The organism is Mesorhizobium sp. M0217 (genome assembly GCF_040321955.1).
Classification (GTDB): domain Bacteria; phylum Pseudomonadota; class Alphaproteobacteria; order Rhizobiales; family Rhizobiaceae; genus Mesorhizobium.
The window spans coordinates 411,045-431,291 of sequence record NZ_JAMYSN010000001.1 but is presented as its reverse complement, the minus strand read 5'-3'; the positions used below and the strand labels follow the sequence as shown (position 1 = coordinate 431,291).

Sequence of the window (20,247 nt, the reverse complement as noted above, 5' to 3'; positions counted from 1 at the left end):
CCCGTTATGCTCGGTCGAAACTTCGGGGAGGATCGGTCGGCAGGCATGCTGATGCGGAGTTCGGTATTGACGGCAATCAGTGTCATCATCCCGGCGCACAATGCGGCGGCAACCATTGCGGCCACGCTGGCCTCGCTTCGTTCCGAAGCCGAGGTTATCGGCGAGGTGCTGCTGGTCGACGATTCCTCCTCGGACGGGACGGCAGAAGCCGCGCTGAATGCCGCCACGCAATTCTCGTTGCCGTTGCGCGTGCTCAAGAGCAGCTGCCGGGACGCGGGCGGCTCCCGCAATGTGGCGCTGGCGCAGGCGCAATGCTCCTGGATCTACCTGATCGACGCCGACGACTTGCATCTGGAGGGCGGGCTGCGGTCGATGCTGGTCCGGGCGGGGGAGCAACCGGCCGCCGACATGGTGATCGGCGCCTACCGTCGGCGCACCGATGGCGAGAACCGGAACCTCAAGCTTCCAGCCGGCTACATAGAAGACGGTATAGCCAATGCCTCGGCCTATCTGGAAGGTCACATTCGCTCGATCGCCGTGGGCAGTGCGCTGGTTTCCCGGCGCGTCGTCGGCGACACGCGCTTCCCGACCGGGCTTGCCTATGACGAGGACACGCTGTTCTGGTCCAGGCTGATGGGCAGGGCGTCGCTTGCCCTGATCGTGCATCCCGTCATGATCTACCACGTTTCGGCAGTGCGTTCCGATGATCGCTTCATCACCAGGCCGGTGCGCCGCTTTCTCGACTGGCGGCTGGCGCTGCGCGAGCTGACTGACTGTGGCATCCCACTGTCGTCGCTAAAGACCAGGGAGGGGCTGGTCGCCCTCAAGATCGCCCGGGTTCACTATGCGCGCGGCGATCTGGAGACGGCGGCGCGGTTCCTGAGGATCGCGGCGGCGGCGCCGAAGGTGCGGTCGAACACCTGGCGTTGCAGGCGCTACCAGCTGAAGCTGGCGCTGCGGCGCTGGTTTTCCTCTCCGCGCGTCCAGTTGCAACGTGCCTGAATCAGCCCCGCCGCAGCTTGCCGTCATTGTCATCGGCTATCGCGCGCCGGCTCAAATCGTCGAGGCGGTGACATCCCTGCTGGATCAGAATGCGCCGCTCGAGATCATGGTGGTCAACTCGGGCGGAGGCGAGGTCCTGGCGCTGCTGACCGGCGCCGGGGTCAAGGTGCCAGTGATCGAGGTCGGTCGAAGGCTGTTTGTAGGCGCAGCCCGCAATCTCGGCATTGCGGCCACCAAAGCGCCTTTCGTTGCCTTTCTTGCCGATGATTGCCTCGCCTGTTCGGGCTGGGCCGAGGCACGGATGCAACGGCATCTGGCTGGCGACCGCGCCGTGGCGAGCGCGATGGTGAATAGCCATCCGCGCAATCTGATCGCCTGTGCGGCTCATCTGATCATGTTCATGCGACGGCTTCCCGGTCTGCCGTCGGATCGTGCGCTGCGTTACGGCGTGTCGTTCGATCGGCGGCTGTTCGATGAATTTGGCTTGTTCGATGAAACCATGCCTGCTGCCGAAGACACCGAATTCCTGGGGCGGCTGCCGCAGGAACTGCAGCCGGTGTGGGAGCCTAAGGTGCAAACCGTTCATCGCAACGAAACCCGGCTGTCCAGATTGCTTGCCGATCAGTACAGGCGCGGCTGTCGCCGCGGCGATTACCTCGCAGCGTCTGCCCTGAACACTCCGTTTCGGTGTTTTCGCGACACGTTTCGCGATCGGCGGAATGCCCGCAAGCTGGCGAAGATCGGGCTTTCCGATCGGGATCGAACTTTCGCGATGATGTCGATGCCAATTGTCTGGCTTGCCCTGCTGGTCAAATCCGTGGGTGTCTATATTGGCGTGCGAAATCGCGTGAAAGCGGCAACAAGAAAATGATAACGAGCCAAATCAAGCCTCGACGCTGGCGACGGAGCCGACTGTTCTGGACGCGCCAGAGAACGGTCGCAGTTTTCAGCTATCGTTATGACGCGCATCTGGTTGCCGATCTGATCACCAATATCGATCCGGTCGTTGACGGCTGGATTGCCTATGACGATCGCGGGGCGACCGGCGTGTTCAGCAGCGAGCCGCAGCGGCGGCGGATCTTACTCGACGCAGCGCATGAAGCTGCCGCCGACTGGATCCTGGCTATTGATCCCGATGAGCGGCTGGAACGCGGTACCGCGGAGCGGATCGGACAGCTGACGGGGGATTACAGGCGCATGGCCTGGGGGTTCCGGCTCCGCGAATTGTATTCGCCGACCGAGTACCGGGTCGACGGGCTGTGGGCCGAAAAGTTCCAGTATCGTCTGTTCAGAGCCTACGATCCGGCGAAGTACCGACCAGAGGACCTGCACGGGCTCTGGTATCCTCCCGATCTTGGTTTCAAGGCCCGCAACAGCGGGCTCAACCTCTATCATTTAAAGATGATGGAGCCGAAGCGGCGGATCGCCCGCCGCAATCTCTACCACCACCTTGATCCAAAGGGGCTCCTGCAGGATGTGGGCTATGACTACCTTGCCGATGAGGCAGGGGCCGTGTTCGAACAGATTCCGCCCGGGCGCGACTACCATCCGCCTCACGTCGACGATGGCGGCCTCTGGATGGCCGTGCCGGCTGATGCCACCATTGGTGGACCCGACCACATTCCATAGCAACGGGGTGGAACCAGCAGTCGGCTTGGCGCTTATCTACGAGAAAAATTTCGTGGAGCGGGCATGCTTGACAAATCTGGGACGCCATCCGGCCGGTCGGCTGCCGGACGGGGGGACGATGGAGCGCCGAAGAACGGCGCGCAGACCGCTGCCGAACAGGCCTCGCTCACCTATATCAGCGACAGCGAGCCGGGGATCCGGCGCCTGAAGGCGGGCGAAGGCTTTTCCTACAAGGGCGCGAAAGGACAGGCCCTCGGCGCGGCAGCCATTGCCCGCATCAAGGCGCTGGCCATTCCGCCGGCATGGACGGATGTGTGGATCTCGCCCGATCCCGCCGGCCACATCCAGGCGACCGGCCGCGACCAGCGCGGGCGCAAACAGTACCGCTACCATCCGCTGTGGGCCGCCGAGCGCGACGGCGCCAAATACTCCAGCCTTGTCGCCTTTGCCGAAAGCCTGCCGGAGCTGCGCCGCCGGATCGATGCCGATCTGCGCCGCCGTGGCCTGCCGGCCGAGCGCGTCGTGGCGGCAATTGTCTGGCTGCTCGACAACACGATGATCCGGGTCGGCAATGCCGCCTATGCCCGCGACAACAAGAGCTTTGGGCTGACGACGCTACGCGACCGCCACGTCGACATCAAGGGATCGAGCCTGCGCTTTGCCTTCAAGGGCAAGTCCGGCAAGGAATGGAAATTGAAGCTGGTCGACCGCCGCATCGCCCGGGTCGTGCGCGGCGCGCAGGATATTCCGGGGCAGCAACTGTTCCAATATCTCGACGAGGATGGCGAGAGGCATGGAGTGCGCTCCGACGATGTCAACCGCTATATCCGCGACGCGATCGGCGCCAATTTCAGCTCCAAGCATTTCCGCACCTGGGGCGGCACCATCCATGCCGCGTCGCTGTTTGCGCGGACGGAGCTTCCCGAAAGCCAGGCGCAGACCAAGCGTGTAATGAACGCCGTCATCGACAAGGTGGCCGAGCGGCTCGGCAACACACGCGCCGTCTGCCGCAAATGCTACATCCATCCACAGGTTTTCGAAGCCTGGGTGGAAGGGCGGCTGCTTAGCGAAATGACCGAGGCCAACAAGCGCAAGCGATCGATAGACGGTCTCGATGATGAAGAGGCTCTTGTGCTGAGATGGTTGAAGGCAAGCGAAGGCTGACAAAAATGGCGTAACTTTTTTGTCGACGCCATGTCGGCATAGGCCCTACTGTTTCGTCCTTTGAGACAGAAAAGGACGTCCCATGCTCTACGCTATCCTCTGCTATGCCTCCGAAGATGTCGTCTCCTCCTGGAGCAAGGCACAGGATGACGAGGTCATGGCAAAGCTCATGCATGTGCAGGAAAAATACGCTCAAGCCGGCCGGCTTGGGCCGGTGGCGCGGCTTTTGCCCACCACCGCCGCGACGACGCTGCGCAAGGTCAAGGGCGAATCGGTCGTCATCGACGGCCCGTTTGCCGAGACCAAGGAACAGTTCCTCGGCTTCTACACGCTGGAATGCGCCGATCTCGACGAGGCCGTCGACTTCGCGCGCGAGCTTTCCGAGGTCAATCCCAGCGGCGGATCCTATGAGATCCGACCGGTTTCCGTCTTCAACCCAACCAGAGTAGCCACATGACAGACCTCGCCTGGATAAGCTCGGCGATCAGCGCTGCCCGCCCGCAGGCTATGGGTGCGCTGCTGCGCTATTTCCGCAATCTCGATACGGCGGAGGAAGCTTTCCAGGACGCGTGCCTGAGGGCACTCAAGAACTGGCCGCAGAACGGGCCGCCGCGCGATCCTGCGGCCTGGCTGATCTTTGTCGGCCGCAACACCGGCATCGACGCGGTGCGCAAGCGCGCCAAGCAGGCGCCGATGCCGGAAGAGGACCAGATCTCGGACTTGGAAGATGCCGAGAGCGATATCGCCGAACGGCTGGACGGCGCGCACTACCGCGATGACATATTGCGGCTCTTGTTCATCTGCTGCCATCCGGATCTGCCGCCTACGCAGCAGATCGCGGTGGCGCTGCGCATCGTCTCCGGTCTCACCGTCAAGCAGATCGCGCGTGCGTTCCTGGTCGGCGAAAGCGCCATGGAACAGCGCATCACGCGCGCCAAGGCGCGCATTGCCGATGCCGGCGTGCCGTTCGAGACGCCCGGCGCGGTCGAGCGCTCGGAGCGGCTCGCCGCCGTTGCCGCCATGGTCTATCTGATCTTCAACGAAGGTTATTCCACCAACAGCGGCGAGGCGCCGGCGCGTGCGCCGCTTTGCGAGGAGGCGATCCGGCTGGCGCGCCTGTTGCTGCGGCTGTTCCAGACCGAACCGGAGATCATGGGCCTGACGGCATTGCTTTTGCTGCAGCATGCGCGCGCGCCGGCCCGCTTCGACGAGAATGGCGAGATCGTGCTGCTCGACGACCAGGACCGCTCGCTGTGGAGCCGCAAGATGATCGACGAAGGCCTGGCGCTGGTCGACAAGGCCCTGCGCCACCAGAAGCCCGGACCCTACCAGGTGCAGGCGGCGATCGCCGCCCTTCATGCGCGGGCGGCAACCCCCGAGGAGACCGACTGGACAGAGATCGACCTGCTCTACAGCCTGCTGGAGGCGATGCAACCTTCGCCGGTGGTGACGCTGAACCGTGCCGTTGCGGTCGCCAAGGTGCGCGGGCCGGAAGCTGCCCTTGCCATGATAGAGCCGCTAGGCGAGAGGCTGTCCGGCTATTTCCACTTCTTCGGCCTCAAGGGCGGTCTGTTGATGCAGCTCGGCCGTGGCGAAGAGGCGCGTGTCGCCTTCGATCGCGCCATTGCGTTGGCCAACACGGCAGCGGAAGCCGCCCATATCCGCATGCATATCGACCGGCTGATGCGAGACGGAGCCGTGAAGGCGCCGGCGAAGACAGCGCACTAAGCCTGTTTCTCCTCTGGCTCAATCGTGCAATCCCGGCTTGGACCATGCCGGGGTGGCGATTTTCCCCTGAACCGAGTAATGGCACGCCATGACAGCGCCTGCGGCATGCGGGCGATAATGGCGCCAAGGCTCGACCGCCGCCCTATGATGGCGAGCGGATCTGAAAGGGATGAAAATGACGATAGCGAAGGAAACGGCCGAACTTCTGGCGAAACTGGGTGTGGCCAAGGACGCGCTGACCGGCGGCGACCTCGTCGTGCGCAGTCCGGTGACGGGTGAACAGATCGCGGCGCTGAAGACGATTTCGCCGGCCGATGCGGCCAAGACCATCGATGCCGCGCACACGGCGTTCCAGGTTTGGCGGATGGTGCCGGGTCCCCGGCGCGGCGAACTGGTGCGGCTGCTCGGCGAGGAGTTGCGCGCGCACAAAACCGAGCTTGGCCGGCTGGTGTCGGTCGAGGTCGGCAAGATCCCGTCGGAAGGCCTCGGCGAAGTCCAGGAAATGATCGACATCTGCGATTTCGCCGTCGGCCTTTCCCGCCAGCTCTACGGTCTGACTATCGCCACCGAGCGTCCGGGACATCGCATGATGGAGACCTGGCATCCGCTCGGCGTCGTCGGCGTCATTTCGGCCTTCAACTTCCCGGTCGCGGTGTGGTCGTGGAACGCGGCGCTGGCGCTGGTCTGCGGCGATGCCGTGGTGTGGAAGCCCTCGGAAAAGACGCCGCTGACGGCGCTCGCCTGCGAGGCGATTTTTGCCGGCGCGGTCAAGCGCTTCGGCGCGGATGCGCCGCAGGGCCTGGCACCGGTGCTGATTGGCGACCGCTCCGTCGGCGAGATCCTGGTCGACCACCCGAAGGTGGCGCTGGTTTCTGCCACCGGCTCGACCCGCATGGGCCGGGATGTCGGCCCGCGGCTGGCCAAGCGCTTTGCGCGCGCCGTGCTCGAGCTCGGCGGCAACAATGCCGGCATCGTCTGCCCGACCGCCGATCTCGACATGGCGCTGCGCGCCATCGCCTTTGGCGCCATGGGCACCGCGGGCCAGCGCTGCACGACGCTGCGGCGCCTGTTCGTGCATGACAGCGTCTATGACGCGCTGCTGCCGCGGCTGAAGAAGGCCTATGAGAGCGTCTCGGTGGGCAATCCGCTGGAGACGTCTTCGCTCGTCGGGCCGCTGATCGACAAGGCGGCCTTCGACGCCATGCAGAAGGCGCTCAAGGAAGCCACCGCTCACGGCGGCAAGCTGACCGGCGGTTCGCGGGTCGAGAATGGCCATCCCGATGCCTATTACGTGCATCCGGCGCTGGTCGAAATGCCGAAGCAGGTGGCTCCTGTCACCGAAGAAACCTTCGCGCCGATCCTCTACGTGATGAAATATTCCGATTTCGATGCCGTGCTCGACGAGCACAATGCGGTCGGCGCCGGACTGTCGTCGTCGATCTTCACCCGCGACCTGCAGGAATCCGAGCGCTTCCTCGGCGTCGATGGTTCGGATTGCGGCATCGCCAACGTCAACATCGGCACGTCGGGCGCCGAGATCGGCGGCGCCTTCGGCGGCGAGAAGGAAACCGGCGGCGGGCGCGAGAGCGGCTCCGATGCCTGGAAGGCCTATATGCGCCGCGCCACCAACACGGTGAACTATTCCAAGGCGCTGCCGCTGGCGCAGGGCGTGTCATTCGACATCGATTGAGATGCTGCGCCCGGCTTTTGACCAGTTGATCCACCCGAACCCGTCGGGCGGATCGCTGCCGCTCGCGCGGATCGTTCCGCTTTCAGGCTTCGCCCCCGCTGTCCAGATGTCCGTATCCCGACGGCGGAAAGGCCACCTCGGCCATGCGCCCGGACGGGTCCTCGCGGTCGGCACGATCGGCTGCGCAACAGCGTCTGCGCCGAACGTTCAGCCAGCGTGCGGCGACGCCGGTCGGCAGGCCTCGAACGCGGCATCGATGACGGCAAGCTTGGCGGCCTGCACGGTCATGTATTCCTGGTAGAAGCTGTTGGACACCCACATCACCGAATGCCCGCGCCGGCCCAGCCAGCCGACGCTGCCGAGCTTTTCGGCGTCGCGCAATTTGCGCGCAAGATGGGTGCGCGAGAGTTTTAGCCAACTGGCGAATTCGCCGATCGAAACCACGCTGGTCGGGATCCGGTCGAGGGCGGCATTGTCGGGATCGATGCCGGACATCAGCCAATCCATGACGATGCCGCCATTGTTGAGCCAGATGAACAGCGAAAACGTCTGCTTGGGCTCACGCACTGGGTTGGAGGAGAGCAGGCCTTCCGCCACCAGCGGCTGCAGCCTGGAAATCATGCCGTGCTGCTCGAGAAAGGCGGCGAGGCGGCTGCCGCTGTCGAGACCGTCGAGCGTGCGCAGATGCGCAACCACCCAGCCGTCGAATTCCTTCAGCGTCGCTGCCGTCACCTGAAAGGGATGGGCTCGTCCATCACCGGTGTGCGGCAGGTATTCGATGATGTGATAGTATAGCATCTCCTTGATGAAGGCTTCGGCCGTGTTGCGGCTAGCGACGGAATAGTGAAGCACGGCATCGATGAAGCGGGCCAGTGTCAGTTCCGTGCGGGGATCGCGCGGGTCGCGGGCGAAATGCAGGGCTAGGCCGGTGTGAGCCAGCAACCAGCGCTGTTGCGTGGCGAACACGGCGGCCAGGCGTGGGCTCGTTTCATAGATATGCAGCAACGCCTTCGACTGCGCCTCGACATGACGGTGCAGCGCCGGATGGCCGGCAATATATTCGAAATTCAGCGCCATCCTCCTCGTCCTCCGGCCAGCCCCCCGGCAGCGAAGACGTGCAATCACATTTCCAGCCTTAGCCGCCCGTGTCAGGCCATGCCAACCCGGACAAAAGGCCTAGAGCGATCAACCGTTCTACAGACACGTTGAAACCCCCGTCATCTCTTGATTTCGAGGCAAATTGCTTGAGAAGCGCCGCGCGCTTCTGCAGAGAAAACCGTGTCACACTTTTTTGGAAACGCTCTGGTCCGTTCGCGCCTAGGGCGTGTCGGAAAACGCTAAGCCATCGCAACCGTTGAAAAACCTACCGCAATAATAGTCAGCCCGGCAGCCTGCGGTTGAATTTGCCTTAAGATCGCCAGCACGTTGCGCGCGGTCCGTTTGTATCCAGGCGGTTCGCCACGTCGGAGCGCCTGGGCTATCGTTCCGGCTATTACGGCCGCAAGCGCGAGGTGATGGAGAGCCATCGCGTCCTAGCCACGAAGACCACATCGTGGCAAACTTCTTGTTAACCACATGCTCGGTGAAATTATCGGATTAACCCCAGATGCCACTATCGAGGTTATGTTCCGTACCTTAGCGTTCAATATGAGTTCAAGGGATGTGTGGATTCGGGGGTTATTTCGGGTCAATCCGGGATGCGGAAGCTTTGCTCACGCACATGGTAGCCGCAATTGCCCATCGTGGGCCGGATGAGCAAGGGAAATTCGTAGCACCCGATGCCGGGCTCGGGCATGCGCGGCTGTCGGTGATCGGCATCGGCGATGGCCAGCAACCGATGTCCGACGAGGCCGGCAATTTGACGATTGCGTTCAACGGCGAGATTTTCAACTACATAGAACTGCGCGAAGGGCTGATCGCCAAGGGCCGGCACTTTCGGACGTCGAGCGACACAGAGGTCATCCTTCAGCTCTATGAGGAGATGGGCGAAGACTGCTTGTCTCTCCTGAACGGTGATTTCGCCTTGGCGATATGGGACAATCGGCAGCGACGAATGGTGCTTGCACGAGACCGCATGGGTGTCCGGCCGCTGTTCTACACAAGCAAGGACGGGGTGCTTTACTTTGCCTCGGAGATCAAAGCCCTGCTGAAGGTCCCGGGCGTCTCCGCTGAAATTGATCCGGTTGCGCTGGATCAGATCTTTACGCTGTGGGCGCCGATCGCTCCGCGCACGGCGTTCCGCAATATCCACGAGTTGGAACCGGCAAGTGTGATGATCGCGACGCAGGGGCAGGTCACGGTCAAACGGTACTGGCACCTGGACTATCCGCATCGTGATGAGCCGTCGAAGATCACGAACGAGGACCACGCGGCAGAGGAATTGCAAGCCCTTCTGACCGATGCGGTGAGGCTTCGCATGCGGGCCGACGTGCCGGTCGGTTCCTATCTTTCCGGAGGGCTCGATTCGTCGCTTGTTTCGGCGCTTGCCGCCGGCATGACTCCTCGGAGACTGGAGACATTTTCCGTAACCTTCGACAGCGCCGAGCATGACGAAAGCGCCTTTCAGACCGAAATGGCCTCGGCGCTCGGCACGCGCCACCACGCCATAGAATGCGGCGCCCGCGATATCGCCAGCGTCTTTCCTGAGGTCATCCGCTTTACCGAGCGGCCGATCATCCGCACGGCGCCAGCGCCACTCTACAAATTGTCCGCCCTGGTTCGCCAGGCCGGCCTGAAGGTGGTGCTGACGGGTGAAGGCGCCGACGAGGTCTTCGCCGGTTACGACGTCTTCAAGGAGGCGCGTGTCCGCCGGTTCTGCGGGCGGCAGCCCACATCGCGCATGAGGCCGCAGCTGTTCCGCCGGCTTTACCCGTATCTGCCGGGCCTGCAACAGCAATCGGTGGAGTATCTGGCTGCCTTCTTCGGCACCAGCAACGCTGCCCTCGACGATCCGCTGTTCTCGCATCGGCCACGCTTCAAGACCACGGCGGCGGCGAAAATCTTCTTTTCCGGCGACCTGCGCGCGACGTTGAAGGGTTATGACGCAGCTGAAGAGCTGACCAGCCGCCTACCCGAGGCGTTTTCCCTATGGCATCCGCTGCATCAGGCGCAATATCTCGAAACCCGCTTCCTCCTGCCCGGCTACATCCTCTCCAGCCAAGGCGATCGGATGGCCATGGCGCACGGCATCGAAGGGCGGTTTCCTTTCCTGGATCATCGCGTGGTAGAGTTCGCGGCAAGACTTCCGCCGGAGATGAAACTGAAAGGCTTGATGGAGAAGCACATATTGCGCAAGGTGGCCAGGCACCACCTTCCGGCGGCGATCGGTAAACGCACCAAGCAACCTTACCGCGCCCCGGAGGCCCGCTCCTTCGTCGGGGCGGAGGAACTAGACTATGTTCGTGACTGCCTGGGCGAGGCGAGCATTACCGCCGGCGGCCTGTTCAACGCCAAGGCGGTGGCCAAGCTCCACGAGAAATGCCGCATGGAGACCGCGACCGGATTTCGCGACAACGCCGCCTTCGTCGGCATTCTGTCGACGCAGCTGTGGCAGAAGAATTTCGCCGGCCAAGCGGTCGGCGCGGCAAGAGCGGCCTGAGACGGCGAGGAAAAGGAAAGACACGATGACGGCAATCAAGGACAGGGTCAGAAGCTTTATCGTCGACAACTTCCTGTTCGGCGACACCTCCTACAAACTGTCGGATTCAGCCTCGCTGATCGAGAACGACATTATCGACTCGACTGCGGTGCTTGAGCTGGTGGCCTTCATCGAGGACAATTTCGGCATCGCGATGGTGGATGCCGACATCGTTCCGACCAACCTGGACTCGCTTGACCGCATCTCGTCCTTCATCGAGGCGAGAGCACAAACGCTGGCAGCGTAAGCGCCAACGGCGAGGAACGTCCCGTGCGGATCGAGCATTTTCTGGTGGCGAAGGCTGCTGCCCACCCGGCCAAGACGGCATTGGTCACCAGGGGCAAAAGGCTGAGCTACGAAGAACTCGACGACCTTTCGAGCCGGCTGGCCACCGCTCTCTTCATGAATGGGATCAGGCGCGACGACCGCGTTCTGATCTTCATGGACAATTGCTGGGAGGCCGCCGTATCGATCTTTGCCGCACTCAAGGCAGGTGCGACCTTCAGTCCGATCAACCCCTCCACAAAGGCCGACAAGCTCGGTTACGTCATCGCCGATTGCGACGCCAGGGCGGTCCTGACGCAGGCGAAGCTGGTGCCCGTGGTCACCGAAGCCTGCGCATCGCAAGGCAAGACCGGCATCTTCGTGGCTTCCACCCCTGGGGCCGATGGGCAATGCCCGGCAGGGGCCGCGTCCCTGACTGACTGCCTGACGTTCGATGGCGCGGAGGTGAACCATCGCGGCATCGACGTCGACCTTGCGATGCTGATCTACACGTCAGGTTCGACCGGCCGGCCCAAGGGTGTGATGATGACGCATCGCAATTGCGACGCTGCCGCGGGGTCGATCGCCACCTATCTGCGCAACGCGCCGGACGACATCATCCTGAACGTCCTCCCGCTTGCCTTCGACTATGGCCTCTATCAGTTGCTGATGGCAGTCAGGCTCGGGGCCACGCTGGTGCTCGAGAAGTCCTTCGCCTTCCCGCACGAGATCTTCGAACGCATCCGCAAAGAGGGCGTCACCGGCCTTCCGCTGGTGCCTACCATGGCGGCGATGATCCTGCAGATGCGTGATCTGGCGCCGGGTTTCCTGCCCAGCCTCCGCTATATTTCCAACACCGCGGCCGCCTTGCCGCCAGCCCACATAGAACGCCTGCGCTCGCTGCTGCCCGGCGTCCGGATCTATTCGATGTATGGGCTGACCGAATGCAAGCGCTGCACCTATTTGCCACCCGAGGAACTTGACCGCCGGCCAGGGTCGGTCGGCATAGCCATCCCCAACACGGAAGCCTTTGTCGTCGACGACCTTGGACAACGCGTGCCGGCGGGCGTGGCAGGTGAGCTCGTTATCCGCGGTCCGCACGTCATGCAGGGCTATTGGCGCAACCAGGCCGCGACGGAACGAGCGCTCCGGCCGGGGCCTAACCCTTGGGAAAAGGTGCTCTATACGGGCGACCTGTTCCAGACCGACGAGGACGGCTTTCTCTATTTTGTCGGGCGTAAGGACGATATCATCAAGACGCGTGGCGAGAAGGTCGCCCCCAAGGAAGTGGAGGCAGTGCTCCACGCCCATCCAGGTATCGCGGAAGCGGTGGTCGTCGGCGTGCCGGATCCGGTGCTGGGGCATGCGATTGGCGCGCTCGTCGTGCGGTCCGATCCGGCGCTTGGCGGAAAGGACATCATTCGTCACTGCGCGCGGCACCTGGAGGATTTCATGGTCCCCAAAATCATAGAGTTCCGCAGCGAATTACCGAAGACGGAGTCGGGCAAGGTCAGCCGCCGGCTCGCGGCTGAGATGATGGAGGCCGAGCAATGAACATCGGCTCAACCCAGGATGCGCCGGCCTTCACGCAAGCCCTGGTCATCGATCCCGCCGCCGAAACGGACAGGATCGTGGCGGCCCTGCGCGAGCAGTTGCGCGGCATTCGCAAGCGCGGCCTCGTGCTCGGTCTTTCGGGCGGTATAGATTCCAGCGTTTCGGCTGCATTGGCCGCGCGTGCCGTCGGCCACCAGAATGTGCTGTGCGTGCTCATGCCGGAAAGCGATTCCGACCCCGAAAGCCTGCGACTCGGCCATCTGGTCGCCGACACTTTCGGCGTCGAGGCCGTTGTGGAGGATATCGGGCCGACCCTGCGGGCAATGGGCTGCTATGAACGCCGCGACGCCTTCATCCGCGAAATGGTCCCGGACTATGGCAAGGGCTGGGCCTCAAAGATCGTGATCGCGAACGTGCTCGAAGGCGAGGGCTACAACATCTCCTCGCTGGTGGTGCAGGACCCGCAAGGCAAGCAGACGAAACTGCGGATGCCGGTGACGGTCTATCTCGGCATCGTTGCCGCCACCAACATGAAGCAGCGCACCCGCAAGCAGATCGAATATTATCATGCCGACCGGCTGAACTTCGCCGTGCTCGGCACACCGAACCGGCTGGAATACGATCAGGGGTTCTTCGTCAAGAACGGCGACGGCGCCGCCGACGTCAAGCCGATCGCGCATCTCTACAAGACGCAGGTCTATGCGCTAGCCGCCTATCTCGGCATTCCGGAAGAGGTCCGCAACCGGCCGCCGACCACCGACACCTACTCGCTGGCGCAGACGCAGGAAGAATTCTACTTCTCCCTGCCTTACGATCGGATGGATCTGTGTCTCTACGGCCTCAACAACGGCGTGTCCGCCGAGGTGGTAGGGCAAGCGGCGGGATTGACCGCCTCACAGATCGAACGCGTCTGGGCCGACATCGCCGCCAAGCGAAAGGCAACGCGCTATCTGCACCTGCGCCCGCAGCTCGTTGACGGCGTGGACGAAGTCGGCTCCTGACCTATGCATATCGAGCAAAAGTGATCCGGTCTTGCGATACGACATGCATGAAAGAAATACTAAGCTCTTGTCTTTACGCAATTCCGGACGGAAAGCCGCGCACCCTTTCCTGGAATTGCTGTAGGCGGAACGCTTCAGGTGAAGCGGCCGCCGATCAACTGGCTCCACTGCTCGCCCGCAAGCCCGTTCAGAAAGACCTGCGCGTTCTTCATGGCATCGAGAAGCTCGGGATCGCGTGAATGCACGACGGTCGAGGCGACCGGTATGAAGGCTATGCGTCTTACAAGCATGGCGTCCAGAAGCGCGGGCTGGACGCGGCCGCGCAAGCCGGAGACACCGCGCCGGGCGGCATGCTCGACCAGGCAATCGATCACCGGCCCGGCCTGGCCGGGAAGAGCGAGGACCTGCAGCACGCGGCCGATCCCGTCCGGTCGCGCGTAATAGGCGAAAGCGCCGACATTGGCGCCGTTCGGCGATGCCACCGACACGTAGACAAGCTCTCCGAAATCCGGCTTTTGCGCCGCATCGCCCAGAATATGGTTGAGCTGACCTTCCGCCCACTGCGGACGTAGCGGAAATTGGGCGCAAAGCGGCTCCAGCAGCCCCGCAAAGCTGCCGCTGTCGATCTCGGAGGTCCGAAATGCCCCCCGGCTCGATGCGTTGGCGACGACGCCGGTCCAGCGTCGTTGACTGCCCTTCATTTTGCGAAGGTAGAGCCGGTCGACGATCCGGGCGAGCGGGTTGAACATCCAGGCAAGCTTCATGTGATTGGCAAAAAGGCTGAGCATGAAGGTCGCCGGCCGCATCACGCGAACCCAGTCAAGGCTGTATTGCGGCAGCACAACGCCGCGAAGCCGCGTCCACAGTTTCACGGACGTATCATTGGCGGTTTCGCTGAAGGAGATGTCCTGCGGACCATCGAGGAAGGCCTTCAACAGGCGGGCACCGGCCATCGGATCGGTCTCGTGATCCTCGACCATCAGCGAACTGCAGATGGCAGCGTAGAGCTGCCGGCCGTTGAATTTCATCGGCAGCGCATGAACGCCGACGAACCCGGAAACCTGGCCGGCGTCATTGACATGGACAAGCGAACGGAGCCCGCTGCCCCAGTCGGGTGCGTCCAGATAAAACCGCCTCATGTAATCGACGAGGGAGGCCGGCGCTGGCCCCCGCTTCTTGCGCAGCATGCGTTGAAACATGCCCGCGACGGCCGCAAGGTCGGCCTGATCGAGGGCGCGGACGACGCTCACGCCGGGCTCCCGGTTCCGGGAACCCGGCCACCATGTTTGCGCGCCATGGCGACACGGGGCTGGCCGTCGGCCGTCACGGCAAAGGTTGGGGTTTCGTAGGATTTCGTTCTCGATAAAAGGGTTGCTATCTGCCGATCTTGACCTTCGCCGAACTCAAACAGCAGCCATCCGCCTGGCTTGAGGAAAGCTGCGGCATCCCGGACCAGCCTTTGGAGGATCGAAATACCGTAAGGGCCGCCGTCGAAAGCTTCCCGAGGTTCGTTCTCCAACAGATGCGCGCTTTCGCTATCGAGACGGGACGACGAAATATAGGGCGGGTTGCACAAAACCATGTCGGCAGCGCCGTGGAGGCCGTCACCCTCGATCGCGGCAAATAGGTCGCCTTGCCGGACCTTGATCCTGTCCTGCAGGGCGAGGCGCACAACATTGCGGCGGGCAAGCGAAACCGTGCTGTCGGTCAGGTCCGCCGCCCATGCCCGAGCCCGAGGACATTCGCTGACGATGCCCACGGCAAGATTGCCGCTGCCGCAGCACATGTCGATCAGGATCGTTTCGTGCGCCTGTTCGCCAAGAATGGCCGCGGCCGTCCGGCCAAGCAGTTCCGTTTCGGCTCGCGGCACCAGGACGTCAGGCGCGAGTTCCAGCTCAACCCGCATGAAGCGGTGCAATCGCGGCCAATTGCGATCGTTTGCACGGCCGGCAGGAAGGCTGTGATGCTGCGGCAAGGAAAATCCCTATCCTGAGGATAAAACGCGGGTTCCCTGTTGTTACCAACTCCGGGTAAATTGATGTTAAAGATCATGATTGGATTGGGAGTAACCGGCCTATGTTGGCGGCGTCCTGTCCCATCAATGGCGGATTCCTGTGCCGCCGCAAGCCGATCCATGCGCTAATTCAGAGCAACGCCTCGTACCGGTCTCCGATCTTTTCAATTTCGAAATCCGCCGCCCTGCTTTTCAGGATCGCGGCGGTTGTCGGCTGGTCGAGCATTCCGGCCATCGCCACTGCCAGGGCCGCGGCATCGCCGACCGGCACCAGGGCGCCGAAGCGGCCGTCATCAAGTATTTCGCGCGGGCCGTGCGGCGCGTCCGTGGAGACCACCGGAATCCCCGCTGCCATGGCCTCGACCAGAACATTGCCGAAGCCCTCGCTGGTCGATGATAGGACGAACAAGTCAGCTACGGCGTAGCAGGCCGCCGGATCATTGACATAGCCCGCAAACAGAACGTCTGCGCCGATACCGGATTCTTCGGCATAGGCGCGCAACTCGTCGGCCAGCGGACCCTCGCCGAAGATGACAAGCCGGGCCCGGCGCCCGGCGCGCAGCACAGCGAAGGCCCGCAGCAACGTCCAATGATCCTTAACGGGCACCAGGCGTCCGGCGGTGATGATGATGGGGCCGTCGCCCATCGCCGCGAGCTCTGCCTGCCAGGCGTAGGCGCGTTGCTGGGATGCCGCAGCCGGCGGCAGCGGGTTGTTGATGACCACGACCTTGGATTTCGGGAAGCCTCGGGCCACAAGATCGCCGCCGACACCCTCAGAAACCGCGATGGCCCTGGTGGCGCGGGCCGCAACCAGGGCCGAAAGCCAGACCGCCATTTTCGCGCCAAGGCTGCCGGAAGGCAGTGAGGCGGCGGCGTGGAAACTCGGGAAGAACCGCGCCCTGCTTCGCGCGAGGGAAAGCGCCAGCGCCACGACCAGATTGGCGAATTCCGGGGCGCTGTAGATCGCGTCGGGAGAAAGGCGGCCAAGCAGGCCCGCGCTTCGCACGATGCCTTTCAATGTCGCCCACTTGCCATAACCCTCGCCGCGAATGGGGAGGCCGAAATCGACCAGATGCACGGCAGGCGAAAGCAGGGCGGCATTGGGCCCCTGCGCGTTCCAGGTAAAAAGCGTGACGTTGTGGCCGCGCGATGCCAGCTCGTTCGCTATCAGGACGAACACACGCTCGGCGCCGCCGCCCCTGAGGCTGGCAATGTGAAAGACAATCCGCTTCGCCATTTCAGGCGCGGCTGGCAATGACATCCGGGCGGTTCGGCGGAAGCCGCATGTCGCGCACGATACCCAGGGTAATGGCGAGCAACATGCCGAGGATCATGCCGCCAATGGCCCCCAGGCCGATCATCACGACGGTGCGCGGGGGCCATGAACGGCCCTTTGGCGGCACTGCGGTGGAAATCACCTGCACATTGGTGCTGTCGATCTGTTCGCGCTCGGTTATCTGGCGTGCCCGCGACAGGAAGCTCTCATAGATAGCCGTCTTCGACGCGGCGTCACGTTCAAGCTCACGCAAGGCGACCTCGGAATCGCTATCCGAGAACACGTTGCCCTTCAAGTCATTCATCTTGGCATTGAGGGAGGCCGACGAGGTTTTGGCGGCATCGAGATTGACCTTCGCCAGGCGCAGGGTGCGCGCGTATTCGGCGCTGAGTTGCGCGCTGACCGTGTTGTACTCCGTCTTCAGCCTGACGATCGACGGATGACGGGGGCCAAAGGTCATCGACTGCGAATCGATCTGCTGGCGCAGGCCGTTGGCCGTTGCGCGCAGCGCCACAAGCGCCTCCGACGTGGCGGGACCGGAATTGGTGCCGTTTGCGCCGGCGGCAAGCAGGGCGTCGTAACTTGCCTGCGCGGCGATGACGCGCGATTGCGTCTCCACGATCTGGCCGTTGAGCTGGGTCATGGTTTGCGAGGAAACAAGCTGCCCATTGCTGGTGGCCAGATTGTGGCTGCGCCTATAGGCTTCGACCTTCTCTTCGGCCGCCTGCACATCGCTCTTGAGCTGGCCCAGCCGCCCGTCCAGCGCCGCCGCGGCACGGCTGGCGCCGGAAGCCTCGGCGCTGGCCAGCTCTTCCTGGAAAGTCTTGACGATATCCTGCGAAATCAGGATCGCCTTGGCGGGGGTTTCCGCCGATACCATCAAGGTCGTGACAAACGACTTTTCATCCGCGATGCTGCCAACCCGTTCCGCCAGGTTCTTCAGGGCGGTAAGCTTTGGATCGGGTTTGGCGCCGTCCGTCCCTGTGCGGCTACGGTCCGCGTCGAAGAACTCCGGGTCACTGGCCAGGTCAAGATCGTCTACAACACGTGAAAGCACGCTGCCCGAGGTCAAGATGCGCTCTTTGCTGCGCGCGCTGAGCAGCTGTCCATCGACCTGGGCCGATTGCGGGTAAAGATCGTTCGGAACAACCTGAAGATTGGCGGGATTGATGAGGATGTCCGTGGTCACGGTGTAGCGCTGCTTGCTCAGCAGAGCGTAGGCACCGCCGATGATCCCGCCGGCTATTGCCAGCAGGCATACCAGAGCGAGGCCGGCGCGCAGCCAGACAAACAGACGCCCGAAATCGAGTTCGAGAAAGGTTCCGATCTTGTTGAGCGTCACCGTCGTGACGGGCTCGGCTACAGGCGGCGCCACGGGTGCAGGCGACACAGGGGCCGACGTTACAGGGGCCGACGTTACAGGGGCCGACGTTACAGCGGGTGCCGCCGCATGTGCCATGATCGGCGCGGTTTGTTGCGGCTGTGGCCTGCTGGCGCGCCGCGCATTTTCGATCCGTTCATAGGGGCTAATGCCGGCGGCGGCCGCGGCTGGAGGAGGACCGGAAGCGGCGGACATCATGCTAACCCTTTAATATTCAATACGCACAGCCTGCTTTACGGAAACATCGTTAACATTTCATTTTCCAGGCGTGTCAGGCGCGTTCCGGAACAGCGATCTATCCACCCTTGGTCGGTATTCTGCCACGCCCGTCGTAGCCTGGCAAAGCGTGCAGGCGTTTCAAATGGAAATGCAAGAGGTCGTCGCGAGGGCACCCGCAAGGAACGGGCTTTGGCGTCATGTCGCTGTTGATGCTGGTTGGCCTTGAAGGGGCGTGCCGGTTTGGCGCCCATCCGGCTTTCGATAAGCGAGCAACAAGATGACGAGCAGCATGATATCCGGCGCCTTCGAAGAGAGGGCATTGTTTGACAATGCCGCGAGAATGGACGCGGCCGCTGCGATATGGGCGGCCCGAGGCGTGTTGCGCAGGAGCTTGAAAAGGAACCGGAAGAAAGCAAACGCGAAGAGCAGGGCGATCGGCAGGCCAAACAAAAGCGTAAGGACGACCGGCGTGCTTTCGATGAAGGGGAGGTTGAGCTTTTCGTTGACGATCTTCAACAACTCGTTGGGATTCATGCCAAGCAGGATGTCCCTCCATTCAACGAACTTGAATACATCGTAGATCTTGACGCGCGCGTCGTAATTTTGATCAAAGAGCGTATTGCTGAAGCGGTTCAGCAGCCCCGCCGAAAAGAGTATCGCAATCAGTATGGCGCCACCGGCGAGCGTCAGCATCAGCACCAGGAGTTTGGCCTGGCGTTGATGTCTGGGTGACAAGTCCGGCCAAGGCAGGAACACGAGCAGGAACAGGATCTCGCCGCAAGCGAGCAGCAGGGCGGTGCGCGCGCCCGAAGCGGCCGTGCCGATGAAGAGAATGAAGATGCAAAGCGCGCACACCCAGATACGCCACCGCGTCAATGCAACGAAACCTATGGCGGTGGTGCAAAGCGCGCCCAGCGCCAGCGGATGGGCCGACAGTCCGATCGGCCGAAAGTCCAGCTCAACGAGGGGATAGGGCAGGAATCGATGCTGGGTGACGGCCTCGATCGTTCCGATGATGGCGCTGAGGACAATCATGCCGACGATGACATTGCCAAGCGCCCTGCGCACATGGTCACCCAGGGCAAGCATGATCATCGCCGCGGCACAAGAGACCAGATAGGAATCGATTATGAAGCCGGCCGAGCCGGCACGGCCTATCACGAAGAGATAAGGCACCAGCCACAACAGCAGCAGCGAATATAACAATGTCGCCTTGAACAGCCTGACTTCATCGCCTTCGAGCCGAATTGGCCGGGTCGTGGCGATGACGACAAGCAGCAGAAAGATGGCATAGGTCCCGATATGCAGCTTTTCGGGAAACGACCCCCCCTCCGTCGAATAGGACATCACCATGTTCATCAATTGCGGAGAGATGGTCGAGCGGAGCAGGAAAGCGAAGGCCGCGAGGAGAAAGAACAGGAGTGTGAGGGCGTCTTGGCGGCTGGCCTGCGCGGTCACGAACTGTTGCTCTGTGGGGGTGACACTCACGATTATCTGACCAGCGTTGCGGCTTGCGATTGAGATGGCAGGGGACGAACGCACCCCGGGTACATTTTCCTGCAAGAACGTAAAGGAATATGGATAACCCAATCTTAACAGTGGCGATGCCCGGCATGGGCCGCCACATGTCAGCTTTGTCGAAAAGCCGGACACCGCTCATTGAAATCTCACCAAAGTGCGCCGAGAGG

At 62.6% G+C, this 20,247-nt stretch carries 17 protein-coding genes; 11 read left to right on the top strand and 6 right to left on the bottom strand.

What is annotated here, in order from left to right; translation table 11 throughout:
* The first annotated feature begins 66 nt into the window (after window positions 1-66).
* From NKJ18_RS02165 to amaB, 7 genes are all read left to right on the top strand, one after another.
* Window positions 67-1,002 (top strand): glycosyltransferase family 2 protein, encoded by a 936-nt coding sequence (locus NKJ18_RS02165; RefSeq protein WP_023686317.1) that lies wholly within the window; start codon window positions 67-69, stop codon window positions 1,000-1,002.
* Complete coding sequence (locus tag NKJ18_RS02160) at window positions 995-1,873, top strand: glycosyltransferase family 2 protein (protein ID WP_352757748.1); 879 nt, start codon at window positions 995-997, stop codon at window positions 1,871-1,873. Before NKJ18_RS02165 ends, NKJ18_RS02160 begins: the two co-directional genes overlap by 8 nt.
* Window positions 1,870-2,631, top strand: coding sequence for a hypothetical protein (locus NKJ18_RS02155; protein WP_023671779.1), 762 nt, complete (start codon window positions 1,870-1,872; stop codon window positions 2,629-2,631). Before NKJ18_RS02160 ends, NKJ18_RS02155 begins: the two co-directional genes overlap by 4 nt.
* Window positions 2,632-2,694: 63 nt before the next feature.
* Window positions 2,695-3,795 carry a DNA topoisomerase IB gene (locus NKJ18_RS02150; protein ID WP_023710988.1) on the top strand — a complete coding sequence of 367 codons (1,101 nt, stop codon included), beginning with the start codon at window positions 2,695-2,697 and terminating at the stop codon, window positions 3,793-3,795.
* A gap of 82 nt (window positions 3,796-3,877) precedes the next feature.
* Entirely contained in the window at window positions 3,878-4,252 is a 375-nt protein-coding gene (locus NKJ18_RS02145; protein WP_023671781.1) for a YciI family protein, read from the top strand.
* Window positions 4,249-5,523, top strand: a complete 1,275-nt coding sequence (locus NKJ18_RS02140) for an RNA polymerase sigma factor (RefSeq protein ID WP_023707663.1) — start codon at window positions 4,249-4,251, stop codon at window positions 5,521-5,523. Before NKJ18_RS02145 ends, NKJ18_RS02140 begins: the two co-directional genes overlap by 4 nt.
* A gap of 175 nt (window positions 5,524-5,698) precedes the next feature.
* On the top strand, window positions 5,699-7,213 hold the full coding sequence (gene amaB, locus NKJ18_RS02135) for an L-piperidine-6-carboxylate dehydrogenase (RefSeq protein ID WP_023735004.1): 1,515 nt from the start codon (window positions 5,699-5,701) through the stop codon (window positions 7,211-7,213).
* 207 nt (window positions 7,214-7,420) lie between these two features.
* Here amaB and NKJ18_RS02130 read toward each other — a convergent pair whose 3' ends face one another.
* Window positions 7,421-8,290 carry a hypothetical protein gene (locus NKJ18_RS02130; protein ID WP_023828185.1) on the bottom strand — a complete coding sequence of 290 codons (870 nt, stop codon included), beginning with the start codon at window positions 8,288-8,290 and terminating at the stop codon, window positions 7,421-7,423.
* A 583-nt stretch (window positions 8,291-8,873) separates the two neighbouring features.
* On the opposite strand from NKJ18_RS02130, the gene asnB reads away from it, so the two are divergent.
* The 4 genes from asnB to nadE are packed head-to-tail and all read left to right on the top strand — an operon-like array spanning window position 8,874 to window position 13,669.
* Window positions 8,874-10,811: an asparagine synthase (glutamine-hydrolyzing) gene (asnB, locus tag NKJ18_RS02125; RefSeq protein WP_352499094.1), complete on the top strand. Its 1,938-nt coding sequence runs from the start codon at window positions 8,874-8,876 to the stop codon at window positions 10,809-10,811.
* Window positions 10,812-10,836: 25 nt separating this feature from the next.
* Window positions 10,837-11,097: an acyl carrier protein gene (locus NKJ18_RS02120; RefSeq protein WP_023686311.1), complete on the top strand. Its 261-nt coding sequence runs from the start codon at window positions 10,837-10,839 to the stop codon at window positions 11,095-11,097.
* Window positions 11,098-11,120: 23 nt separating this feature from the next.
* Window positions 11,121-12,668, top strand: a complete 1,548-nt coding sequence (locus NKJ18_RS02115) for a class I adenylate-forming enzyme family protein (RefSeq protein ID WP_023686310.1) — start codon at window positions 11,121-11,123, stop codon at window positions 12,666-12,668.
* Window positions 12,665-13,669 (top strand): NAD(+) synthase, encoded by a 1,005-nt coding sequence (nadE, locus tag NKJ18_RS02110; protein WP_023696871.1) that lies wholly within the window; start codon window positions 12,665-12,667, stop codon window positions 13,667-13,669. Before NKJ18_RS02115 ends, nadE begins: the two co-directional genes overlap by 4 nt.
* Window positions 13,670-13,803: 134 nt before the next feature.
* Here the strand turns inward: nadE and NKJ18_RS02105 are convergent, their stop codons facing one another.
* The 5 genes from NKJ18_RS02105 to NKJ18_RS02085 form a co-directional block, all read right to left on the bottom strand.
* Window positions 13,804-14,919: a hypothetical protein gene (locus NKJ18_RS02105; RefSeq protein ID WP_023696870.1), complete on the bottom strand. Its 1,116-nt coding sequence runs from the start codon at window positions 14,917-14,919 to the stop codon at window positions 13,804-13,806.
* Window positions 14,916-15,644 carry a N5-glutamine methyltransferase family protein gene (locus tag NKJ18_RS02100; protein ID WP_023696869.1) on the bottom strand — a complete coding sequence of 243 codons (729 nt, stop codon included), beginning with the start codon at window positions 15,642-15,644 and terminating at the stop codon, window positions 14,916-14,918. The genes NKJ18_RS02105 and NKJ18_RS02100 overlap by 4 nt, the downstream gene beginning before the upstream one ends.
* A gap of 169 nt (window positions 15,645-15,813) precedes the next feature.
* Complete coding sequence (locus NKJ18_RS02095) at window positions 15,814-16,920, bottom strand: glycosyltransferase (protein ID WP_023691695.1); 1,107 nt, start codon at window positions 16,918-16,920, stop codon at window positions 15,814-15,816.
* Between the two features lies 1 nt (window position 16,921).
* Window positions 16,922-18,301: a GumC family protein gene (locus tag NKJ18_RS02090; RefSeq protein ID WP_352757747.1), complete on the bottom strand. Its 1,380-nt coding sequence runs from the start codon at window positions 18,299-18,301 to the stop codon at window positions 16,922-16,924.
* Window positions 18,302-18,754: 453 nt separating this feature from the next.
* Window positions 18,755-20,017 (bottom strand): VpsF family polysaccharide biosynthesis protein, encoded by a 1,263-nt coding sequence (locus NKJ18_RS02085; protein WP_023671794.1) that lies wholly within the window; start codon window positions 20,015-20,017, stop codon window positions 18,755-18,757.
* Window positions 20,018-20,247 lie beyond the last annotated feature (230 nt).